The organism is Aurantimonas coralicida DSM 14790 (genome assembly GCF_000421645.1).
GTDB lineage: Bacteria > Pseudomonadota > Alphaproteobacteria > Rhizobiales > Rhizobiaceae > Aurantimonas > Aurantimonas coralicida.
This window is the reverse complement of the sequence record NZ_ATXK01000003.1, coordinates 67,045-84,491: the sequence shown is the minus strand read 5'-3', so window position 1 is coordinate 84,491 and position 17,447 is coordinate 67,045. Positions and strand designations below refer to the sequence as shown.

Sequence of the window (17,447 nt, the reverse complement as noted above, 5' to 3'; positions counted from 1 at the left end):
TCAGCGCTCCCCGGTCACTTGCTTGCGGATGTAGTTGTTGAAGAGCACCGCCACGAGCAGCATGCCGCCCAGGAAGATCTGGAACCAGTCCTGGTCGAAGCTCGTGTAGGTCAGGCCGATCGTGACCATGCCGAAGATGATCGCGCCGAAGAAGGCGCCGATCGCCGAGCCGTAACCGCCGGTCAGGAGGCAGCCGCCGATGACCGCCGCGATGATCGCCTCGAACTCCTTCATGAAGCCGCGACGGGCGTCGGTGGAGCCCGCGTCCATCACCGTGATGATGGCGACCAGCGCACCGCAGCAGGCGGCGAACATGAACAGCGAGATCTTCACCTTGCGCACCGGCACGCCGGAATTGGAGGCCGCGACCTTGTCGCCGCCGGCGGCAAAGATCCAGTTGCCCTGCGGCGTGCGGGTGAGAACGTAGGTCGCCAGCAGCGCCAGGCCGACGAACCAGAGGATCTCGACCGGAATGCCCGGCACCTTGGGCGTGCCGTTGTTGAAGGTGTCGATGATCCCGGTCTCGGCCATCCAGGCGAACAGGCCGGTGAAGGCGTCGCCGGAAAAGATCGGCATCAGCCAGTCGCTTTCCACCGAGTCGCGGACGCCGCGCAGCTGCGTCGAGCCGCCGGTGGCTATCTTCAGGCCGACCAGCGAGGCGCCGCGCAGGATGAACAGGAAGGCCAGGGTCACGATGAAGGAGGGCAGCCCGGTCTTCAGGACGATGGTGCCGTTGACCGAGCCGATCGCGGCCGCGACCATGAAGGTGATCGGGATCGCCAGGATCAGCGGCAGACCGAGCGTCACCGTGCAGGCCGCGAAGATCAGGCCGGCGAAGGCGACCATGGAGCCGATCGACAGGTCGAACTCGCCGCCGATCATCAGCATCGCCGCGCCGATCGCCAGGATGCCGAGCTGGGCGGCCGGGGTCATGAAGTTCATGATCCCCGACAGGGTGAACATGGAGCTGTCGGCGGTGACCATGAAGAACACCGTGACCACGACCAGACCGGCGATGGCGCCGAGCTCCGGCCGCTTCATCAGCCGGGCCCCGAAACTCTCCCGCTTGAGGCGCTCGTCGGCGACCACCTGGGGTGTGTCAGACATCGTTTCTCCTCCTTCTGGACAAGGCTTCGCCGTGGCCGCGGGGCCGCGGGGCCGGCATGCCGGGTCGAAGATGCTTCGGGTCGTCGGTTCCGCCGGATGCGGGCTGCCGTGCGGACGGACCGCCGGGCGTGGCGCGGCGTGCGCGCAGGCACCTCGGACGGCGGATCGGCCGGCAAGGTCGGGAAGCGGTCCGAAGACCCCTTCCCTCACCGGGGCTGCGGGTTCACCGCAGTCCCGGCGTCGTGATCGGACCCTGAGGCCTAGCGGATGCCCTGCGCCGACAGTTCGACGACCTGGCCGGCCTTGTCCTGCGTGACGAGGTTCGGACCCGACGGCACGTTGCCGCCCGGGACCAGACCGTATTTCGCGTTGAGCGCCAGGAAGGTCACCGGCAGGTAGCCCTGCAGGAACTGCTGCTGGTCGATGGCGAAGGTGGCCTTGCCCTCGGCGACAGCCTCCAGGAAGGTCGCCGACAGATCGAAGGTCGCGATCTTGACGTCGCCGGTCCGGCCGACGGCTTCGACGGCCTTCAGGGCGGGCTCGCCGACGAGCGAGGCGCCCAGCCCCAGCACGGTGTCGATATCCGGGTTCGAGGTCAGCGCAGCCTGGATCTTCGACTGGACTTCGGCCGGATCGTTCTGGGTCGGCACGACCTCGACCTGCCCGCCGAAGCCCTCGGCAAAGCCCTCGCAGCGCTGGTCGAGGGAGACGTTGCCGACTTCCTGGTTGACGCAGATCGCGACCTTGCCGCCATCCTTGGCGAGCTGCTCGCCGGCCGCCTTGCCGGCAGTGAACTCGTCCTGGCCGACATGCAGCAGCGCGCCGAGCCCCTTGGAGGCGTCGGAGCCCGAATTCATAGAGATGACCGGGATGCCGGCCTGCACGGCCCGCTCGATCGAGGGTCCGAGCGCGTCGGCGTCGGGGATCGATACCACCAGCCCGTCCGGCTCCTGATTGACCGCGGCGTCGATGAGCTGGCTCATCTGCACCATGTCGAAGGTCTCGGGCGCCCGGTAGTCGACCTCGGCGCCGCTATCCTTGGCGGCCTGGTCGACGCCGTTCTTGACCACGGACCAGAACGGGTCGTTGGCCTGGCCGTGCGAGACCACGATGATCTGCTGGGCGAAGGCCGGGCCGGTGAAGGCGATGGCCGCGGCCGCGATGGTCGATTTCAGGAAATTGTTCATGGATCCTCCCGTTGAGCACATGCGGGTTCTCCCGCATTTGGAACCGGCCGAAACCGGGTTCAGGTCGTTCCACCGGCCCTCACTCCCGAGCGCTTTTTGGAACAATTATTCTATAAGGGCCCTCGCGGCGGCCGGAGTCAAGCCTTTTCCTTACGTAATCCGCCAATGGCCACGGCCAGCGCCGTGACGAGCGCCAACCCGGCATTGGGCGCACGGAAGCCCCCGACCTCCACCTCCCGTGCAATCAGGAGGTTTTCCGCAACATCGGCGAGCGGGCAGGTCGTGGTGTCGCTCATCGCCAGAACCGGGATGCCGCGCTCCGAGACCCGCTTGGCGAGCGTCAGGGTCTCCTGCGAAAACGGCGCGAAGGTCACCGCGAACAGCGCATCGTCCGGCCCGATCGCATGGTCGCTTTCGATCTGCCCGGTGGTGTGGTGCAGCATCGAGGCCACGCCCATCTTGTCGAGGAGATAGGCGAGATAGACCACCACCGCGAAGGCGCGCCGCAGGCCCACCAGATGGATCGTGCGGGCTCCGGCCAGCCGCTCCGCCACCGCCTGCAATTGCTGGGCATCCAGCTCTTTCGACATGTCCATCAGGGATCTGATGCCGGCCTCGGCGAAATCCGCGGCCAGGCGCCCAGCGCCCGATGCGCCCTCCGCCCGCAGCCGCGTCAGGCGTTCGGTGTAGTCCGGTCGCATCTGGGCATATTCGGCCCGAAACAGCGCCTGCATCTCCGAATAGCCGGAGAGGCCGAGGGTCTGGCAGAAGCGCATGAAGGCCGAGGGAGGGACCTCGGCCAGCTGCGCCATGTCGGCGACCGTGGAGACGGCGACGCGATCGAGATTGGCGCGCAGGCAGATGGCGCATTGCTTCAGCCGCTTGGGCAGCGCGCCGTCGATCCTGTCGAGGCGAGCGAGCAATTCGGCGACACTGGCCGGCGCCCGGGGCACCCCCTCGGCAGAACTGTTCATCTCGCTCTCCTGACTTGACTCCCGCCCGCTGCGAGCGCATCCCTTTATGGAATTTATATTCCAATCGGCGGGAGGAGTCGATGGTGGTGGGTCTTGGTCTCATCGGGACCGGCTTCATGGGCAAGGCCCATGCGCTGGCCTATGGGGCGGCACGCGCGGTGTTCGGCGACGTGCCGGCGGTCCGCATGGCATGCCTGTGCGACGCCGAGCCCGCACGCGCAAGGGCGTTCGCCGATCAGTTCGGCTTCGCGGCGGCGACGTCGGACTGGCGGGCCGTCATTGCCGACCCGGCGGTCGATCTCGTCTCGATCACAACGCCCAACGCCCTGCATCGCGACATGGCCCTCGCGGCGATCGCGGCGGGCAAGGCCGTCCATTGCGAAAAGCCGCTGGCGCTGACGCTGGCCGACGCACAGGCCATGGCGACGGCGGCCGACGCAGCCGGGGTCGCCACGCTCGTCGGGTACAATTACGTCCACAACCCCGCCTTCACCCATGCCTGCCGGCTGATCGCCGAGGGCGTCATCGGCAAGCCGGTCCTTTTCCGCGGCTGGGTGGACGAGGATTACCAGGCCGACGGCGATCTCGCCTGGACATGGCGCGCCCGGCGGGCCGATGCCGGCCTCGGCGCGCTGGGCGATCTCGGCTGCCACCTCGTCTCCATGGCTGTCGCGCTGATGGGGCCGATCGCGAGCCTGATCGCCGACACCCAGATCGTCCATGCGACGCGGCCCATGCCCGACGGCTCCGGCGACGCCGCCGTCGAGAACGAGGACACGGCCTCGGCCATCGTTCGCTTCGCCAGCGGGGCGCAGGGGACATTGTGCACCTCGCGCGCCGCCTGGGGCCGCAAGAACCGCCTCGACTGGGAGGTGCACGGCACGCGCGGCACGCTCCTCTTCAGCCAGGAACGGCTGAACGAATTGCAGCTCTATGTGAACGAGGGCCCGGCCGCTCGCCAGGGCTTCCGCACCATCCTCACCGGTCCCGAGCACGCGCCCTACGGCGCCTTCTGCCCGGCACCCGGACACCAGCTCGGCTTCGGCGACCTCAAGACGATCGAGGCGGCCGGCATGCTGCGCGCCATCGCCGGCGGCCCGCCGGCCCGGCCGAACTTCACCGACGCCCTCGCCTACGAGGCCGTCATCCACGCCATCGACGACGCCAGCCGGACCGGTCAGCGCGTCACGCTCCAGACCTCCTGAGGACATTGCCATGAAAGTCGCACTCTTCGGCGCCGGCCGCATCGGCAAGGTGCATGCCGCCTCGATCCGCATGGACCGGCGCTGCGAACTCGTCGCCGTCACCGACGTGATGAGCGATGCCGCCGACGCGCTGGCGGCCGAGTACGGCATCGCCGCGCGGCAGGCCGACGACATCCTCGCCGACGCCAGTATCGACGCCATCCTCGTCGCCTCCTCCACCAACACCCATGCCGACCTGATCGAGAGGGGCATCGCGGCGGGCAAGGCGGTGTTCTGCGAAAAGCCGATCGACCTCGACCTGCAACGCGCCCTCCGGGTCAAGAAGGCCGTCGCCGCAGCGGGTCGCCCGGTGATGATGGGCTTCAACCGGCGGTTCGATCCGAACTTCTCGGCCCTGCGCGAGGCCTTCGTTGCCGGCGAGATCGGCGAGGGCGAACTGCTGGCGGTGACCTCCTACGATCCGGCGCCGCCGCCCGTTTCCTACATCAAGGTCTCCGGCGGCCTCTTCCGGGACATGATGATCCACGATTTCGACATGTGCGCCTGGCTGTTCGGCATGCCCGAGACGGTGACGGCGACGGGTTCCTGCCTTGTCGACAAGGAGATCGGCGCGGCCGGCGACATCGATACGGCGGTCGTGGTGCTCGGCTATGCGGACGGGCGCATCGCGACGATCCGCAATTCGCGCCGGGCCGTCTATGGCTACGATCAGCGGGTGGAAATGCTCGGCTCGGACGGCATGCTCGAGGCGCAGAACGTCGCCGAGAACACCGTCGCCAAGTCCACCACGGCCGGCGTCGTGTCGGCCAAGCCGGTCTATTTCTTCCTCGAACGCTACATGCGCGCCTATGCGATCGAATGGTCGCGCTTCGTCGACAGCGTCGTCGACGGCGCGCCGCTGGCGGCCACCGTCGATGATGGCGTCAACGCCCTCGCCCTGGCGGAAGCCGCCAACATCTCCTTTGCCGAAAACCGCCGCGTCGCCATCACCGCCGCGATGACCGGCCATTGACCGCGACGCGGCAGGACAGGATCGCGACATGACCCGTGGACCGTTTCAACTGGCCGCCTGCGCGGAGATGATCTGGCGGAACCGGCCGTTGGAATGGCGGCTGCAGCGCCTGACCGAACGCGGCCTCGCCGTCGGCCTGTGGAACTGGCCGGACCATGATCTGGCCATGCTGGAGCGCTCAGGCGCGGCCTTCTCGATCATGAACGGCTATCTGCGCGGCCGTCTTGCCGACGACGAGGGCGCGGCCGAACTCCTCGCCACCGCCCGCGAGACGGCCCATGTCGGCAAGCGGCTCGGCGTCGCCCGGCTCAACCTCCACGGCACGGGGCTCGGGGATGGCGGCCTGCCGGTGGTGCCCAGCGAGACGATGACCGGGGCCATGTGGCTGAAAGCCCGCGACACGCTGGCGAGGATCGCCGACCTCGCCGACGAGATGGACGTCGTCTTCACGCTGGAAAATCTCAACCTGCCAGTCGATCACCCCGGCGTTCCCTTCGCCCGGGCGCAGGACACGCTGGCGCTGGTCGCGGCCATCGACCGGCCGGGCCTGCGGCTGAACCTCGACCTCTATCATGCCCAGATCGGCGAAGGGAATCTGATCGAACTCTGCCGCAGCGCCCTGCCCTATATCGGGGAAATCCAGGTGGCCGATGTGCCCGGCCGCATGGAGCCCGGCACCGGCGAGATCGCCTATGACCGCATCGCGCGTGCCCTTGCCACCATGGGCTATCGCGGCCCGGTGACGATGGAGGCCTTTGCCAGCGGCGACCCCGACGCCGCCCTCGACGCCTTCGAGCGCGCCTTCACCCTCTGATCAGGCGAAGCGTCGGGCGCCGGCGACGCACGCAGCCACCAGGGCCGAGGCGCCGATCATCGTCCAGGCGACCGGCTCGCCCAGGAGCAGGCCGGCCAGCGCCAGGCCGAAGAAGGGCTGCAGCAGCTGCAATTGCCCGACGCCGGCGACCCCGCCCAGCGCCAGGCCGCGATACCAGAAGACGAAGCCGACCAGCATCGAGAAGACCGACACATAGGCAAGGCCCGCCCAGGCCGGCGCGGCGACATCCGCGAAACTTGCGGGCCAAGAGACAGCGGCGATCGCCGCCATGACCGGCAGGGCGAAGACGAGGGCCCAGGAGATCACCTGCCAGCCCCCGAGGCGGCGGGACAGCGCGGCGCCCTCGGCATAGCCGAGCCCGCACAGAACGATCGCCGCGATCATCAGGAGATCCCCCGCCAGCGAGGCCGCACCGTCCTGTGCGAGGGCAAAGCCCGCCACCACTGCCGCCCCGGCCACCGAGAACAGCCAGAAGGCAGGGCGTGGCCGCTCGCCGCCGCGCAGCACCGCGAAGATCGCGGTCATCAGCGGCAACAGGCCGATGAAGACGATCGAATGGGCCGCCGTCACATGCTGCAGCGCCAGCGCCGTCAGCAGCGGAAAGCCGACCACCACGCCCGCGGCGACGATGACCAGCGGCAGGGCATCGCCGATGGCCGGCCGCCTCTGGCGGAGCAGGAGCAGCAACAGCGTGGCGAGGACCGCGGCGATGACCGCCCGGGTCGAGGTCAGGAACAAGGGCGTGAACCCGCCGACGGCAACGCGGGTCGCCGGCAGCGAGCCGCTGAAGATGATGACGCCGAGGAGACCGCTGCCCCAGCCCGCTGTCGTTCGATCCATGAAAAGGCTCCACCCTGCCGCATCCCTCCTTCTAGGTCCACCGGTCTGGCGCCGGTAGCGACAATCCCCTACAATTTCGCCAAACTGTATGGGTTACGGAGACCGCACACTTGGGCGTTTCCCGACACGCGACCGGGCCGGGAGCGACCCGCACCGCGGCGCTGATGGACGAGATCCGGCGGCGTCTGGCTGCCCGCAGCCTGGTCGCCGGCGAGAAGCTGCCATCGGTGCGCGCCTTTGCCCGCACCATGGGCGTCTCGCCCTCGACCGTCGTCGAAGCCTATGACCGGCTGGCCGCTGAGGGGCTGATCCGGTCGCGGCCGGGCTCCGGCTTCTATGCGGCGGCCGGCACGGCGCCGCCGCTGGCGCTGGCCGAGATCGCGCCGCGGGCCGAACGCGACATCGACCCGCTATGGGTGTCGCGCCAGTCGCTGGATGCCGCCCCCGACACGTTGCGCCCCGGCTGCGGCTGGCTGCCGGCGGACTGGATGCCGAACGAAGCGGTACGCCGCGCCCTGCGCAAGCTCGCCCGGGCCGACGACGCCGTCCTGTCGGACTATGGCGGCACCCGCGGTTCGCTGCCGCTGCGCCAGCACCTGGCCCGGCAATTCGCGGCGGAGGGCATCGCGGCCGGGACCGAGCAGATCCTGCTCACCGGATCGGGCACCCAGGCCCTCGACCTTCTGTGCCGGTTCTTCCTGCAGCCGGGCGACACCGTGCTTCTCGACGATCCCTGCTACTTCAATTTCCAGGCCCTGCTGCGCGCCCATCGCGTGCGGATCGTCAGCGTGCCGCAGACGCCGAGCGGGCCGGACCCGGTTGCCTTCGCGGCCGTGATCGCGGCCCATCGCCCGAGGCTCTATGTCACCAATTCGGCGATCCACAACCCGACCGGCGCGACGCTCTCGCCGCAGGCCGCCCACCGGATCCTGACTCTTGCGGCGGCTGAGGACATGATCATCGTCGAGGACGACATCTTCGCCGATTTCGAACCCGAGCCCTCGCCGCGTCTCGCCGCTCTGGACGGGCTCGAGCGCGTGGTGCGGATCGGCAGCTTCTCCAAGACCCTGTCGGCCTCGGTGCGATGCGGCTATATCGCGGCGCGGAGCGACTGGATCGACGGGCTGGTGGACCTGCAGGTCGCGACGCATTTCGGCAGTGCCAGTCCGGTCGCCGCCGGAATCGTCCATGCCGCCCTCGGCGATGGCAGCTATCGCAAGCACATGAGCGCGCTGCGGACGCGCCTTGCCCGGCGGCAGAAGCAGACGATCGCGGCGCTCGGCACCCTCGGCATCACACCCTGGACCCTGCCCCGCGGTGGCTTTGCGCTGTGGTGCCGGCTGCCGGACGGGGCGGACGCCACCGAACTCGCGCGGCACGCCCTGCGGGACGGAGTGCTGCTCGCCCCCGGCAACGTCTTCAGCGTCGCCCGGACCGCCCCCGACATGATGCGCTTCAACGTCGCGCAGATGGAGGAGAAGGTGATCGCGGTCCTCAAGGCCTCGCTCGCAAGCCGGCGCTGAGCACGCGGCGGCGCACCCGTACCCGCACCCCATCGCTGTGCAACGTCGGCCCGCCTGACTGCCGCGACAGGCCAATCGCAGCGCAAGCGGCCAAGGCGCTCATGCGCCAGCCCTCCCTGCCCCATGATCCGGCCCCCGCGCCGGGCCTTGTGCAAAGAAATTTTGCATGGCGCGGCATTATGCAATTGACAGGTTGCGCTCGCGCAGCTTCACTTACTTCCATGTCAGTAAGTTGCTCAGACCAGACGAATCCATACGCGCCGACCACCGCAGCAACGGCTGCGACGACCGCTTCAGGCGTCACCGCCGGCCGTGGCCGTCTGCCCGCATCCACCGGCTTCGTCTCTCCCGCACCCGGCCGCGCTCCGCCTTCGCGCCTGCGGCCGCATCCGCGTCACTGCCGGCCTCCGGCCGGCGTCTGACACGCCTTCCGCAACCGCTATCTCCGGCCAAACAAAAGGATGTTTGCATGCAGTTTTTGAGGACAACCGCCAGCGCAGCGCTGCTCACGCTCGGCATGGGACTGGGCCTTGCCCCCCATGCCGCCTCGGCGCAGGAGACGATCGAACTTAACATGACGACGCCCTGGGCGGGCGGCCACTGGCTGGAGATCGGCGCCAAGAAATATGCCGAGGCGGTCGAGACCGTCACCGACGGCCGCGTCAAGATCAACGTCTACCCCGCCGGCGCGCTCGGCCAGGCCCTGAAGGTCACCGAGACCGTGCAGATGGGCATTGCCGACATGGGCCATGCCTGGGGCGGCTATGACTGGTCGGTGGATCGCACCAGCGCGATGTTCGGCGGCTGGCCGGGCGGCCCGACCCCGGAAGAGTACATGATGTGGCTCTATAACGGGAACGGCCTGGAGCTCTGGAAGGAGTGGCGCGACGACGTCTTCGACGTGGTGGCGATCCCCTGCGGCGTCACCGAGACCGAGATTTTCATGCATGCCCACAAGCCGGTCCGCACCGTCGAGGACCTCAAGGGCCTGAAGCTGCGCACTTCCTCGGCCTGGGCCGAGATCGCGCCGAAGCTCGGTGTCTCCACCGTCATCCTGCCAGGTTCGGAAGTCTTCTCGGCGCTGGAGCGCAAGGTGGTCGACGCCATCGAATGGGGCGGCCCCGGCGGCAACATGCAGGAGGGCTTCGACAAGATCGCCCCCTACATGATGATGCCCGGCGTCCACTCGCGCGCTGCCGTCCATGACTGCATCTACAACAAGGACGTCTGGGAGCGCATTCCGGAGAAGGACCAGAAGCTTCTCGAAGTCGCCGGCAAACTGACCATGCTGGAGACCTATCTGGGTTACGCCAAGATGGATCTTGCCGCCTACGAGACGATGAAGAAGGACTCGCCGGCCGAGATGATCCAGATCGACGAGAGCCTGGTGAAGGCCGTCAACGAGGCCTCGCGCGAATGGGCCGAGGAGCAGTCCGCATCGAACGAGTGGTTCAAGCGGGTCTACGAGGACCAGGCGTCCTTCCTTGGCTCGCTGTCCGGTCTGTCCGAGTTCCGCTTCGCCCCCGGCTCCCGGTAACGGACCGGCACAACCAGGACAGGAGGGGCCGTCCATCCGGCCCCTCGACGTCCCATCACCGGGCCCACGGCCCGACCCGACGATCCTCCCACAGACCGAGCCAGCCCCGTGCTTCCAGCCCTGCCCATCGGCCAGCCGCGCCGTGCCGCATCCACGATCCGACGGAGGCATGCATGCAAGCCGTCCTGAACGCCATCGAAACACTGTCGCTCTGGTCGGGACGGATCGCAGCCATGCTGCTGCTGCCGCTGGTCTTCGCGATGGTCTACGAGGTTCTCAGCCGCTACCTCTTCGACGCGCCGACCCAATGGGCCTTCGAGGTCAGCTACATGCTGATGGGCACGATCTTCCTGCTCGGCCTGTCCTACTGCCTGCGCAACGACGCGCATGTGAATGTGGACTTCATCCACGCCCATCTGCCCCGCCGCGTCGTCGCCCTCATCGACAGCCTCGCCTTCCTGGCGATGACCGGGCTGCTGCTGTGGCTGACCCTGACCCTCTACGACGGCATCCTGCGGACCTACCGGACCGGCGAAGGCTCCGGCCTGTCGGCCTGGAACCCCAAGGTCTGGCCGTTCCGCGTCATCTACACGATCGGCTTCGCGCTGTTCACGCTGCAGATGGCCGGCAAGGCGCTGCGGGCCTTGCGCGCGCTCTCCGGCAAGCCCGATGCCACCCCGCCCCATGAGCCCACCATCGACGAACAGGCGGGCGCGGCATGATGGGCGACACCGTACTCCTGATGTTCCCGGCGCTGATCGTCCTGATCGCGCTCGGCATCCCCATCGCCTTCTCGATGATGCTGGTGGCGCTCGGCTTCGGCCTCGTGCGCTTCGGCGACATCCTGATCCTGCAGATCGCCCAGCGGGTCGACGAGGTCGCGACCAATTACGTTCTGGGCGCGATCCCGCTGTTCATCTTCATGGGCGCGATCCTCGAGCGGGCCGGCATCGCCGAACGGCTGTTCGACGCGATCTACATGTGGACCCGGCGGCTGCCCGGCGGACTGGCGATCGCCGCCCTGCTCATGTGCACGATCTTCGCCGCAGCCTCGGGCGTCGTCGGCGCCACCGAGACGCTGGTCGGCATGCTCGCCATTCCCGGCATGCTGAAGCGCAACTACAATCACTCGCTGATCGCGGGAACGGTCTGCGCCGGGGGTTCGCTGGGCACCGTGATCCCGCCTTCGATCCCGGTGATCGTGCTGGCGCCGATCGCGGCCCTGCCGGTCGGCGATCTTCTCGCCGGCATTCTCCTGCCGGGCCTGCTGATGGCGGCGATGTTCGCGATCTACATCATCGGCATCTGCATCATCAAACCGTCCTTCGCGCCCGGCGACCCCGAGCCCGATCCGCGCTCGTTCCACGAGAAGATCATCTTCACGCTGACCGCGCTGGTGCCGCCGCTGATCCTGATCGCCACGGTGCTCGGCACCCTGTTCTCGGGTCTCGCGACGCCGACGGAGGCGGCGGCCTGCGGTTCGTTCGGTGTGCTGGTGCTGGCGGTCCTCTATCGCCGGATGACCTTCAAGCTGCTGCTTGAAGCGTCGCTTCAGACGATCTCGCTGACCGCGATGATTCTCGCCATCGTCCTGGCCGGCTCGATCTTCTCGGGCGTGTTCTTCGCCTCGGGCGGTATGATGTCGGTGCGCGGCATGCTCGACGCCTTTGGCCTTGAAGCCTGGTCGGTCGTCGCGCTGATCCTGGCGATCACCTTCGTCCTCGGCTTCGCGGTGGACCTGATCTCGATCGTCCTGATCATGATGACCATCGCGGTGCCGGTGCTCGCGGCCTACGGTGTCGACCCCTTGTGGTTCGCCATCGTCTTCCTGGTGACGCTGCAGACCAGCTACCTGACGCCGCCGATGGCGCCGTCGATCTTCTATCTGCGCGCCATCGCCCCGCCGGAGATGAGCCTGAAGTCGATGTACTGGGGGGTGATCCCGTTCATCTGCTGCCAGCTCTTCGTCCTCGCCCTTCTGTTCATCTTCCCGTCCCTCGCCACCTGGATGCCGAAAGTCATCTACGGCTGAGCCGGAACGCCAACAACGGACCCTTTCCCATGATCTACGAAGAACGCGACTACCATATCCGGCCGGGCAAGCTCGGCGCCTTCGTCGCCTGCTACCGCGACCACGGCCTTGCCCTGCAGAAGAAGTACCTCGGCACCTTCGTCAGCTACTTCACCACCGAGATCGGCGAGCTGAACCACGTCGTGGCGCTGTGGGGCTACGAGAGCCTCGACGACCGCGCGGCGCGCCGCAAGGCCATGCTCGCCGACCCGGAATGGCAGGATTATCTCGCCCGCGTCGATGGCCTCATCGAGCGCCAGAACACGCGGATCCTCGTCCCCACGGACTTCTCGCCGCTGCAATGAGCGACTTTTCCGTTTCCACCGCCGATGGCGCCGTCCTCAAGGCCAGCCGCGAGGGTGCCGGCGCCCCGCTCGTCCTTGTCAGCGGGCTCGGCGGCACGGCCGGATTCTGGGCGCCGGTCGCAGCAAGACTGCGCGACCGCTTCGAGATCATCACATTCGACCAGCGCGGCATCGGCGCCTCGACGCGGGGCACGGCCGAAACGGACATTGCGCAACTGGCCGATGACGTTCAGGCGGTGCTCGACGCCGCCGGGATCGAGGCGGCGACCATCGTCGGCCACTCGACCGGCGGCTGCATCGCCCAGAGCCTGGCGGCACGGGCACCGGAGCGGGTAACCGGCCTCGGGCTCAGCGCCACATGGCTGCGGACCAGCCGCTACATGACGGCCCTGTTTCGGACCCGCCTCGACCTGTTGCGCCACGACCCCGTCGCCTACACCGCCACGGCGACGCTGATCTCCTATGCACCGGAATGGCTGGAGGCCAACTGGTCGGCCTATGAGCGGGCGGTGGCGAAGGCCCCCACAAGCGACACGGCCCGGCAAATCGTCGCCGAGCGGATCGAGGCGTTGCTCGCCTTCGACGGCAGCGCAGCGGTGTCGCAACTGACGATGCCCGCGATGATCATCGGCGCTGCGGACGACATGATCGTGCCCGCCTTCCTGCAGCGAGATCTGGCCAAGGCACTGCCCGCAGCCCCCCTGACCCTTCTGCCCGAGGGCGGCCATTTCTTTCCGGCCTCGCAGACCGACGCCTTCGTGACCGCCGTCGCGGACTGGGCCGCCGGCCTTCGATGACCCGGCCCAGTCCCGCATCCAACAATATGCCCGCATCCAGGAGAAACGCTCCATGAAGCTCGCCGGCAAGATCGCCATCGTCACCGGAGGTGGTTCGGGGATCGGACATCAGACCGCACGGCTCTTCGCCGAGAACGGCGCCACCGTGCTGGTGGCGGACCGCAACGGGGAAGCAGCAACACGGGTCGCGGAGGAACTGGCAGCAACCGGCGCACGCGCCGAGGCGATGACGGTCGATGTCGCCAGCGAAAGCGACATCGAGGCAATGGTGGCGCGCTGCGTGGCGGCCCATGGCCGGCTCGACGTTCTCGTCAACAATGCCGGCTACGGCATCGCCGGCACCGTCGTGAACACGGCCGTCGAGGACTGGGACGCCCTGTTCGCGGTCAATGTCCGCGGCGTCTATCTCGGCTGCAAGCATGCCATCCCGGTGATGGAGCGACATGGCGGCGGCGTGATCGTCAACACAGCCTCGGGCGGCGCGATCGTCGGCATCTACGACCGCGCGGCCTATACCGCCTCCAAGGGCGCCGTCTCCGCCCTCACCCGCGCCATGGCGATGGACCATGCCGACGCCGGGATCCGGGTCAATTGCGTCGCGCCGGGCACGATCGAGAGCCCGTATTTCAAGACCATCTTCGAGACCGCGCCCGACGCCGCGGCCCTGCGCAAGAGCCTCGAAGACCGGCAGGTGATGGGACGGCTCGGACAGCCGGAGGAAATCGCCAAGGCGATCCTGTTCCTGGCCTGCGACGATTCCTCCTTCTCCACCGGCTCGACCCTGGTCGCCGATGGGGGCTGGACGATCCGGTGACGCACGCGCACCGGCTGGGCGTCGCCGGAACCATGGAAGGCGGCTGGCGCTTGTGCTGGAACAGCGCGATCGCACCGGCGGGAGGCCGGCGCCGCGCACCGCCAATTGGCCTTGACGCCCGTCGGGCGACGAACGTCTTGACAGCCGTGGCACAACCACGAAGACAGGCCGCGAGGAGGAGGGTCCGCAGTGATTGTCAGCGTTCGATGAAAGAGCAGATCGAGGAACTGAGCGTCGAGATGCTGATCCGGCACGGCTATCAGGGTTTCCGCTTCCGCGACATCGCCGACCGCCTCGGGACGACGCGGGCCGCGATCCACTACTATTACGGGAACAAGCAGAATCTCTGCGAGATCGTGGTGGTCAAGTATATCGCCAACCTGCTCGCCAAGTGGGAACGGAACTGGGCCGGCGAGAAATCCTTCACCGACAAGATCATCGGGATGATGGAGGCCAATCGCGAGCGCTACGTCCTGTTCAACGAGACCTACACCTCGACCAATTCCTGGAGCCTGATCTGCCGGATGCGGGTCGACCGCGACCTCATCGGACCGAAGGCCCAGGAAGCGCTGCACAGCTTCGCGGTCACGCTGGAGCGCTTCATCATCGCGGCCATCGATCAGGCGGTCGACCGCGGTGAACTCGTCGCCGACATTCCCAAGCGCGACGTGGCGCTGCAACTCGTCGCGATCGCCGACAGTGCTGGCGCGATCACCCAGGACGATGGCGGCTTCGAACGCCTGAACCAGCTCTACCGGTCCTTCGCCCATATCGTCGAACATGCCTATGGCTGCGAACGGGCACGCGCCGAGCAGCGCCCCGTCGCCCAGATCGCGACCAAGCACTAGGCGCGTTGCGGAGCGTCAGCGCAGGGCGATGTCGCGGGTGCGTCGCTGGCCCATGAAGTGGATGAAGCGCGAATGCACCTCCTCGGTGTGCGCGCGGGCCAGCCGTTCCGCCAGTTCGGTGTCCCGACGTTCGATCGCCTCGATCATCCGGTCGTGGGCGGCTGGCAGCTCCGGCGGCAGGTCGTCGTCATAGGACCGGTAATAGAGGCGCGCCATGCGGCGACCGCCGATCAGAAGCCGGCGATAGGCATCGTGGAGATAGGGATTGCGCGCGGCATCGCTCACGGCAAGGTGGAAATCGACATTCGTCTGGATCATGCCGAGAACGTCCCGCCCCGGGATCGTCGCCCGGTACAGCTCCTGCGCGCGGCGAATCCTGTCGAGGCAGGCCTCGGTGCGCAGCTCGGCCGCCAGCCGCGTGACGGCGCGCTGCACCAGGTCCAGCGCATCGATATATTGCGGGAACTCCTCGAGATTCATGCCCGCAACGACCGTGCCCTTGTTCGGCAGCGTGCTGACCAGCCCTTCCGCCTCCAGATGCACCAGCGCCTCGCGAACCGGCGAGCGCGAGACGCCGAAACGCTCGGCGAGGCCCACTTCGTCGAGAAGGTGGCCTGGCGGCAGTTCCAGCGTCAGGATTTCGTCGCGCAGGCGGTCGCGCACGGTCAGCGACCCGAATCCGCGGCGCTTTGCTGTGTCTGCCCCGTCGACGGGGTCCGCTCTGGTTTTCGGCATGACGCGCTCCCTTCGGGCGTTGTCGCAATCTGCCCAACCGGACGCCTGCGTGCAAGTTCTCCCTTGCTCTGTATTTTATTTGCGTACAATATGATCCGGCACGGAGCGATCAATTGCAGTTCTGCCGACCATCGGCGCGGGACACCCCGCTTCGTCCGCATCATCGACGCGCGCGGAACCGGCCATCCGGATCGCGAATGCACACGTCTTCCCGGACAGACGAAGGCAGGAATGTCATGCTGATCAAAGACCACAATGACGGCGTCCTCGAGAAATGGCGCGACGGTGTCATGACCCAGATGCGAGTGTCCGCCGTGACCGGCGCCCACCAGATCTGCGTCTTCGAGCAATGGTGCGAAAAGGGCCTCGGCGCGCCGACGCATCATCATGCGGTCGAGGAGATCCTCGAGGTCATGGGCGGCACCGCGGAAATCCATGTCGGCAGCGAGACCGTGGTCGTCACGGCCAACCAGTCGGTGCTGATTCCGGCCGGGGCCCGGCACGGCTTCCGCAATGTCGGCGACGACATCCTGCATGTGCGCGCCACCATCGCCTCGCCGATCTTCGAGGGGCGCTACGAGGACGAGAGCGAGCAGACGCGCCGCTGGGTTCCCGAATTCTGAACGCCTGCGGCGCCGCTGGGCGCCGCCATTCCCTGCCCTCTGCGATGCGTGCCCCGCATCGCGACGATGATCGGACGTCACATGAGCATTGAAAAAGTCGCCATCGCCGGTGCCGGCATCATCGGCGCATCCTGGGCGATCGTCTATGCGCGCAGCGGCCTGCAGGTCGCGATCTACGACCACAGCGCCGAGGGCCGCGCCGCCCTGCCCGGCCGGCTGGCCGAGGCGATCGCCATTTCCGACGCGCTGCTGCGGCCCGGCGAGACCGTTGCTCAGGTGACCGCCCGCATCACGATCCACGACAATCTCGCCGACGCGGTGGCCGATGCCGATTTCGTCCACGAATGCATCGTCGAGAAGCTCGACGCCAAGGTGGCGATCTTCGCCGAGCTCGACCGCCTGACCGGCCCGGACGCAATCCTCGCCACCACCACGTCGAGCTTCCCGGTGTCGAAATTCGCCTCGGATCTCGCCTGCCGCGACCGCTGCATCGTCGTCCACCCGGCGACCCCGCCGCATCTCCTGCCAGTCACCGAAATCTGCCCGGCGCCCTTCACCCGGGCCGACGTGACGGACGCGACCTTCCGCTTCATGGAGGCCTGCGGCCAGACGCCGGTGCATATCAAGCGCGAGATCCCGAGCTTCGTTCTCAACCGCATGCAGGCGGCGCTGGTCGTTGAGATGTTCCGCTGCCTCAACGAGGACCTGATCTCGGCCGAGGACATCGACAAGATCATCAGCCAGGGTTTCGGCCTGCGCTGGGCGTTTCTCGGCCCCTTCGAGGGCGTCGACCTGAACGCCAAGGGTGGCATTCGCCAGTATCTGGAGAATTTCGGCTTCCTGTTCAACGAGATGGCCAACGAGTTGGGCTTCGCCGACGTGGTGACGGACAAATCCATCGACGCGCTCGAAGCCTATGCCCGCACCAAGATTCCACTGGACAGGCTGCAGGAGAAGGTCGCTTGGCGCGACCAGTCGATCATCGCGCTGCGCGGGCTGAAGGATGCCCGCGGCACGGTCGACAGGGGTTGAGG

Annotated in this window: 18 protein-coding genes; 13 read left to right on the top strand and 5 right to left on the bottom strand. The window is 67.7% G+C overall.

Features of this window, described 5'->3' with window-relative positions:
- The 3 genes from H536_RS0108985 to H536_RS0108975 all read right to left on the bottom strand — a co-directional run bounded on the left by H536_RS0108985 (window position 1) and on the right by H536_RS0108975 (window position 3,268).
- Window positions 1–1,107 (bottom strand): ABC transporter permease, encoded by a 1,107-nt coding sequence (locus H536_RS0108985; protein ID WP_024350156.1) that lies wholly within the window; start codon window positions 1,105–1,107, stop codon window positions 1–3.
- 260 nt (window positions 1,108–1,367) lie between these two features.
- Window positions 1,368–2,294, bottom strand: a complete 927-nt coding sequence (locus tag H536_RS0108980) for a sugar ABC transporter substrate-binding protein (RefSeq protein WP_024350155.1) — start codon at window positions 2,292–2,294, stop codon at window positions 1,368–1,370.
- A gap of 137 nt (window positions 2,295–2,431) precedes the next feature.
- Window positions 2,432–3,268, bottom strand: coding sequence for a MurR/RpiR family transcriptional regulator (locus tag H536_RS0108975; protein ID WP_024350154.1), 837 nt, complete (start codon window positions 3,266–3,268; stop codon window positions 2,432–2,434).
- 80 nt (window positions 3,269–3,348) lie between these two features.
- On the opposite strand from H536_RS0108975, the gene H536_RS0108970 reads away from it, so the two are divergent.
- From H536_RS0108970 to H536_RS0108960, 3 genes are read left to right on the top strand one after another with little or no spacing between them, the layout of a single operon-like run.
- Window positions 3,349–4,473 carry a Gfo/Idh/MocA family protein gene (locus tag H536_RS0108970; RefSeq protein WP_024350153.1) on the top strand — a complete coding sequence of 375 codons (1,125 nt, stop codon included), beginning with the start codon at window positions 3,349–3,351 and terminating at the stop codon, window positions 4,471–4,473.
- Window positions 4,474–4,483: 10 nt separating this feature from the next.
- Window positions 4,484–5,485: an inositol 2-dehydrogenase gene (gene iolG, locus H536_RS0108965; RefSeq protein ID WP_024350152.1), complete on the top strand. Its 1,002-nt coding sequence runs from the start codon at window positions 4,484–4,486 to the stop codon at window positions 5,483–5,485.
- Between the two features lie 28 nt (window positions 5,486–5,513).
- Window positions 5,514–6,299, top strand: a complete 786-nt coding sequence (locus tag H536_RS0108960) for a TIM barrel protein (RefSeq protein ID WP_024350151.1) — start codon at window positions 5,514–5,516, stop codon at window positions 6,297–6,299.
- Here H536_RS0108960 and H536_RS0108955 read toward each other — a convergent pair whose 3' ends face one another.
- Window positions 6,300–7,160: a DMT family transporter gene (locus H536_RS0108955; RefSeq protein WP_024350150.1), complete on the bottom strand. Its 861-nt coding sequence runs from the start codon at window positions 7,158–7,160 to the stop codon at window positions 6,300–6,302.
- Between the two features lie 164 nt (window positions 7,161–7,324).
- Here H536_RS0108955 and H536_RS0108950 point away from each other — a divergent pair, with 164 nt between their 5' ends.
- The 8 genes from H536_RS0108950 to H536_RS0108915 all read left to right on the top strand — a co-directional run bounded on the left by H536_RS0108950 (window position 7,325) and on the right by H536_RS0108915 (window position 15,055).
- Entirely contained in the window at window positions 7,325–8,683 is a 1,359-nt protein-coding gene (locus H536_RS0108950) for an aminotransferase-like domain-containing protein (protein ID WP_024350149.1), read from the top strand.
- Between the two features lie 469 nt (window positions 8,684–9,152).
- On the top strand, window positions 9,153–10,220 hold the full coding sequence (dctP, locus tag H536_RS0108945) for a TRAP transporter substrate-binding protein DctP (protein WP_024350148.1): 1,068 nt from the start codon (window positions 9,153–9,155) through the stop codon (window positions 10,218–10,220).
- Window positions 10,221–10,393: 173 nt separating this feature from the next.
- Complete coding sequence (locus tag H536_RS0108940; RefSeq protein WP_024350147.1) at window positions 10,394–10,942, top strand: TRAP transporter small permease subunit; 549 nt, start codon at window positions 10,394–10,396, stop codon at window positions 10,940–10,942.
- A complete protein-coding gene (locus H536_RS0108935) occupies window positions 10,939–12,252 on the top strand; it encodes a TRAP transporter large permease (RefSeq protein WP_202814802.1) in 1,314 nt (437 codons plus the stop codon). The genes H536_RS0108940 and H536_RS0108935 overlap by 4 nt, the downstream gene beginning before the upstream one ends.
- A 29-nt stretch (window positions 12,253–12,281) precedes the next feature.
- Window positions 12,282–12,596, top strand: a complete 315-nt coding sequence (locus H536_RS0108930) for an NIPSNAP family protein (protein ID WP_024350145.1) — start codon at window positions 12,282–12,284, stop codon at window positions 12,594–12,596.
- The gene (locus H536_RS0108925; RefSeq protein ID WP_024350144.1) at window positions 12,593–13,393 is read left to right on the top strand and encodes an alpha/beta fold hydrolase; all 801 of its coding nucleotides are present in this window, start codon (window positions 12,593–12,595) and stop codon (window positions 13,391–13,393) included. Before H536_RS0108930 ends, H536_RS0108925 begins: the two co-directional genes overlap by 4 nt.
- 52 nt (window positions 13,394–13,445) lie before the next feature.
- Entirely contained in the window at window positions 13,446–14,207 is a 762-nt protein-coding gene (locus H536_RS0108920; RefSeq protein ID WP_024350143.1) for an SDR family oxidoreductase, read from the top strand.
- A 206-nt stretch (window positions 14,208–14,413) separates the two neighbouring features.
- Entirely contained in the window at window positions 14,414–15,055 is a 642-nt protein-coding gene (locus tag H536_RS0108915) for a TetR/AcrR family transcriptional regulator (protein ID WP_024350142.1), read from the top strand.
- 15 nt (window positions 15,056–15,070) lie between these two features.
- On the opposite strand, the gene H536_RS0108910 is transcribed toward H536_RS0108915, so the two are convergent.
- A complete protein-coding gene (locus tag H536_RS0108910) occupies window positions 15,071–15,790 on the bottom strand; it encodes a GntR family transcriptional regulator (RefSeq protein ID WP_024350141.1) in 720 nt (239 codons plus the stop codon).
- A gap of 236 nt (window positions 15,791–16,026) precedes the next feature.
- On the opposite strand from H536_RS0108910, the gene H536_RS0108905 reads away from it, so the two are divergent.
- Both H536_RS0108905 and H536_RS0108900 read left to right on the top strand, forming a co-directional pair.
- Window positions 16,027–16,413, top strand: coding sequence for a cupin domain-containing protein (locus tag H536_RS0108905; protein WP_024350140.1), 387 nt, complete (start codon window positions 16,027–16,029; stop codon window positions 16,411–16,413).
- An 81-nt stretch (window positions 16,414–16,494) separates the two neighbouring features.
- A complete protein-coding gene (locus H536_RS0108900) occupies window positions 16,495–17,445 on the top strand; it encodes a 3-hydroxyacyl-CoA dehydrogenase (protein ID WP_029702936.1) in 951 nt (316 codons plus the stop codon).
- Window positions 17,446–17,447 lie beyond the last annotated feature (2 nt).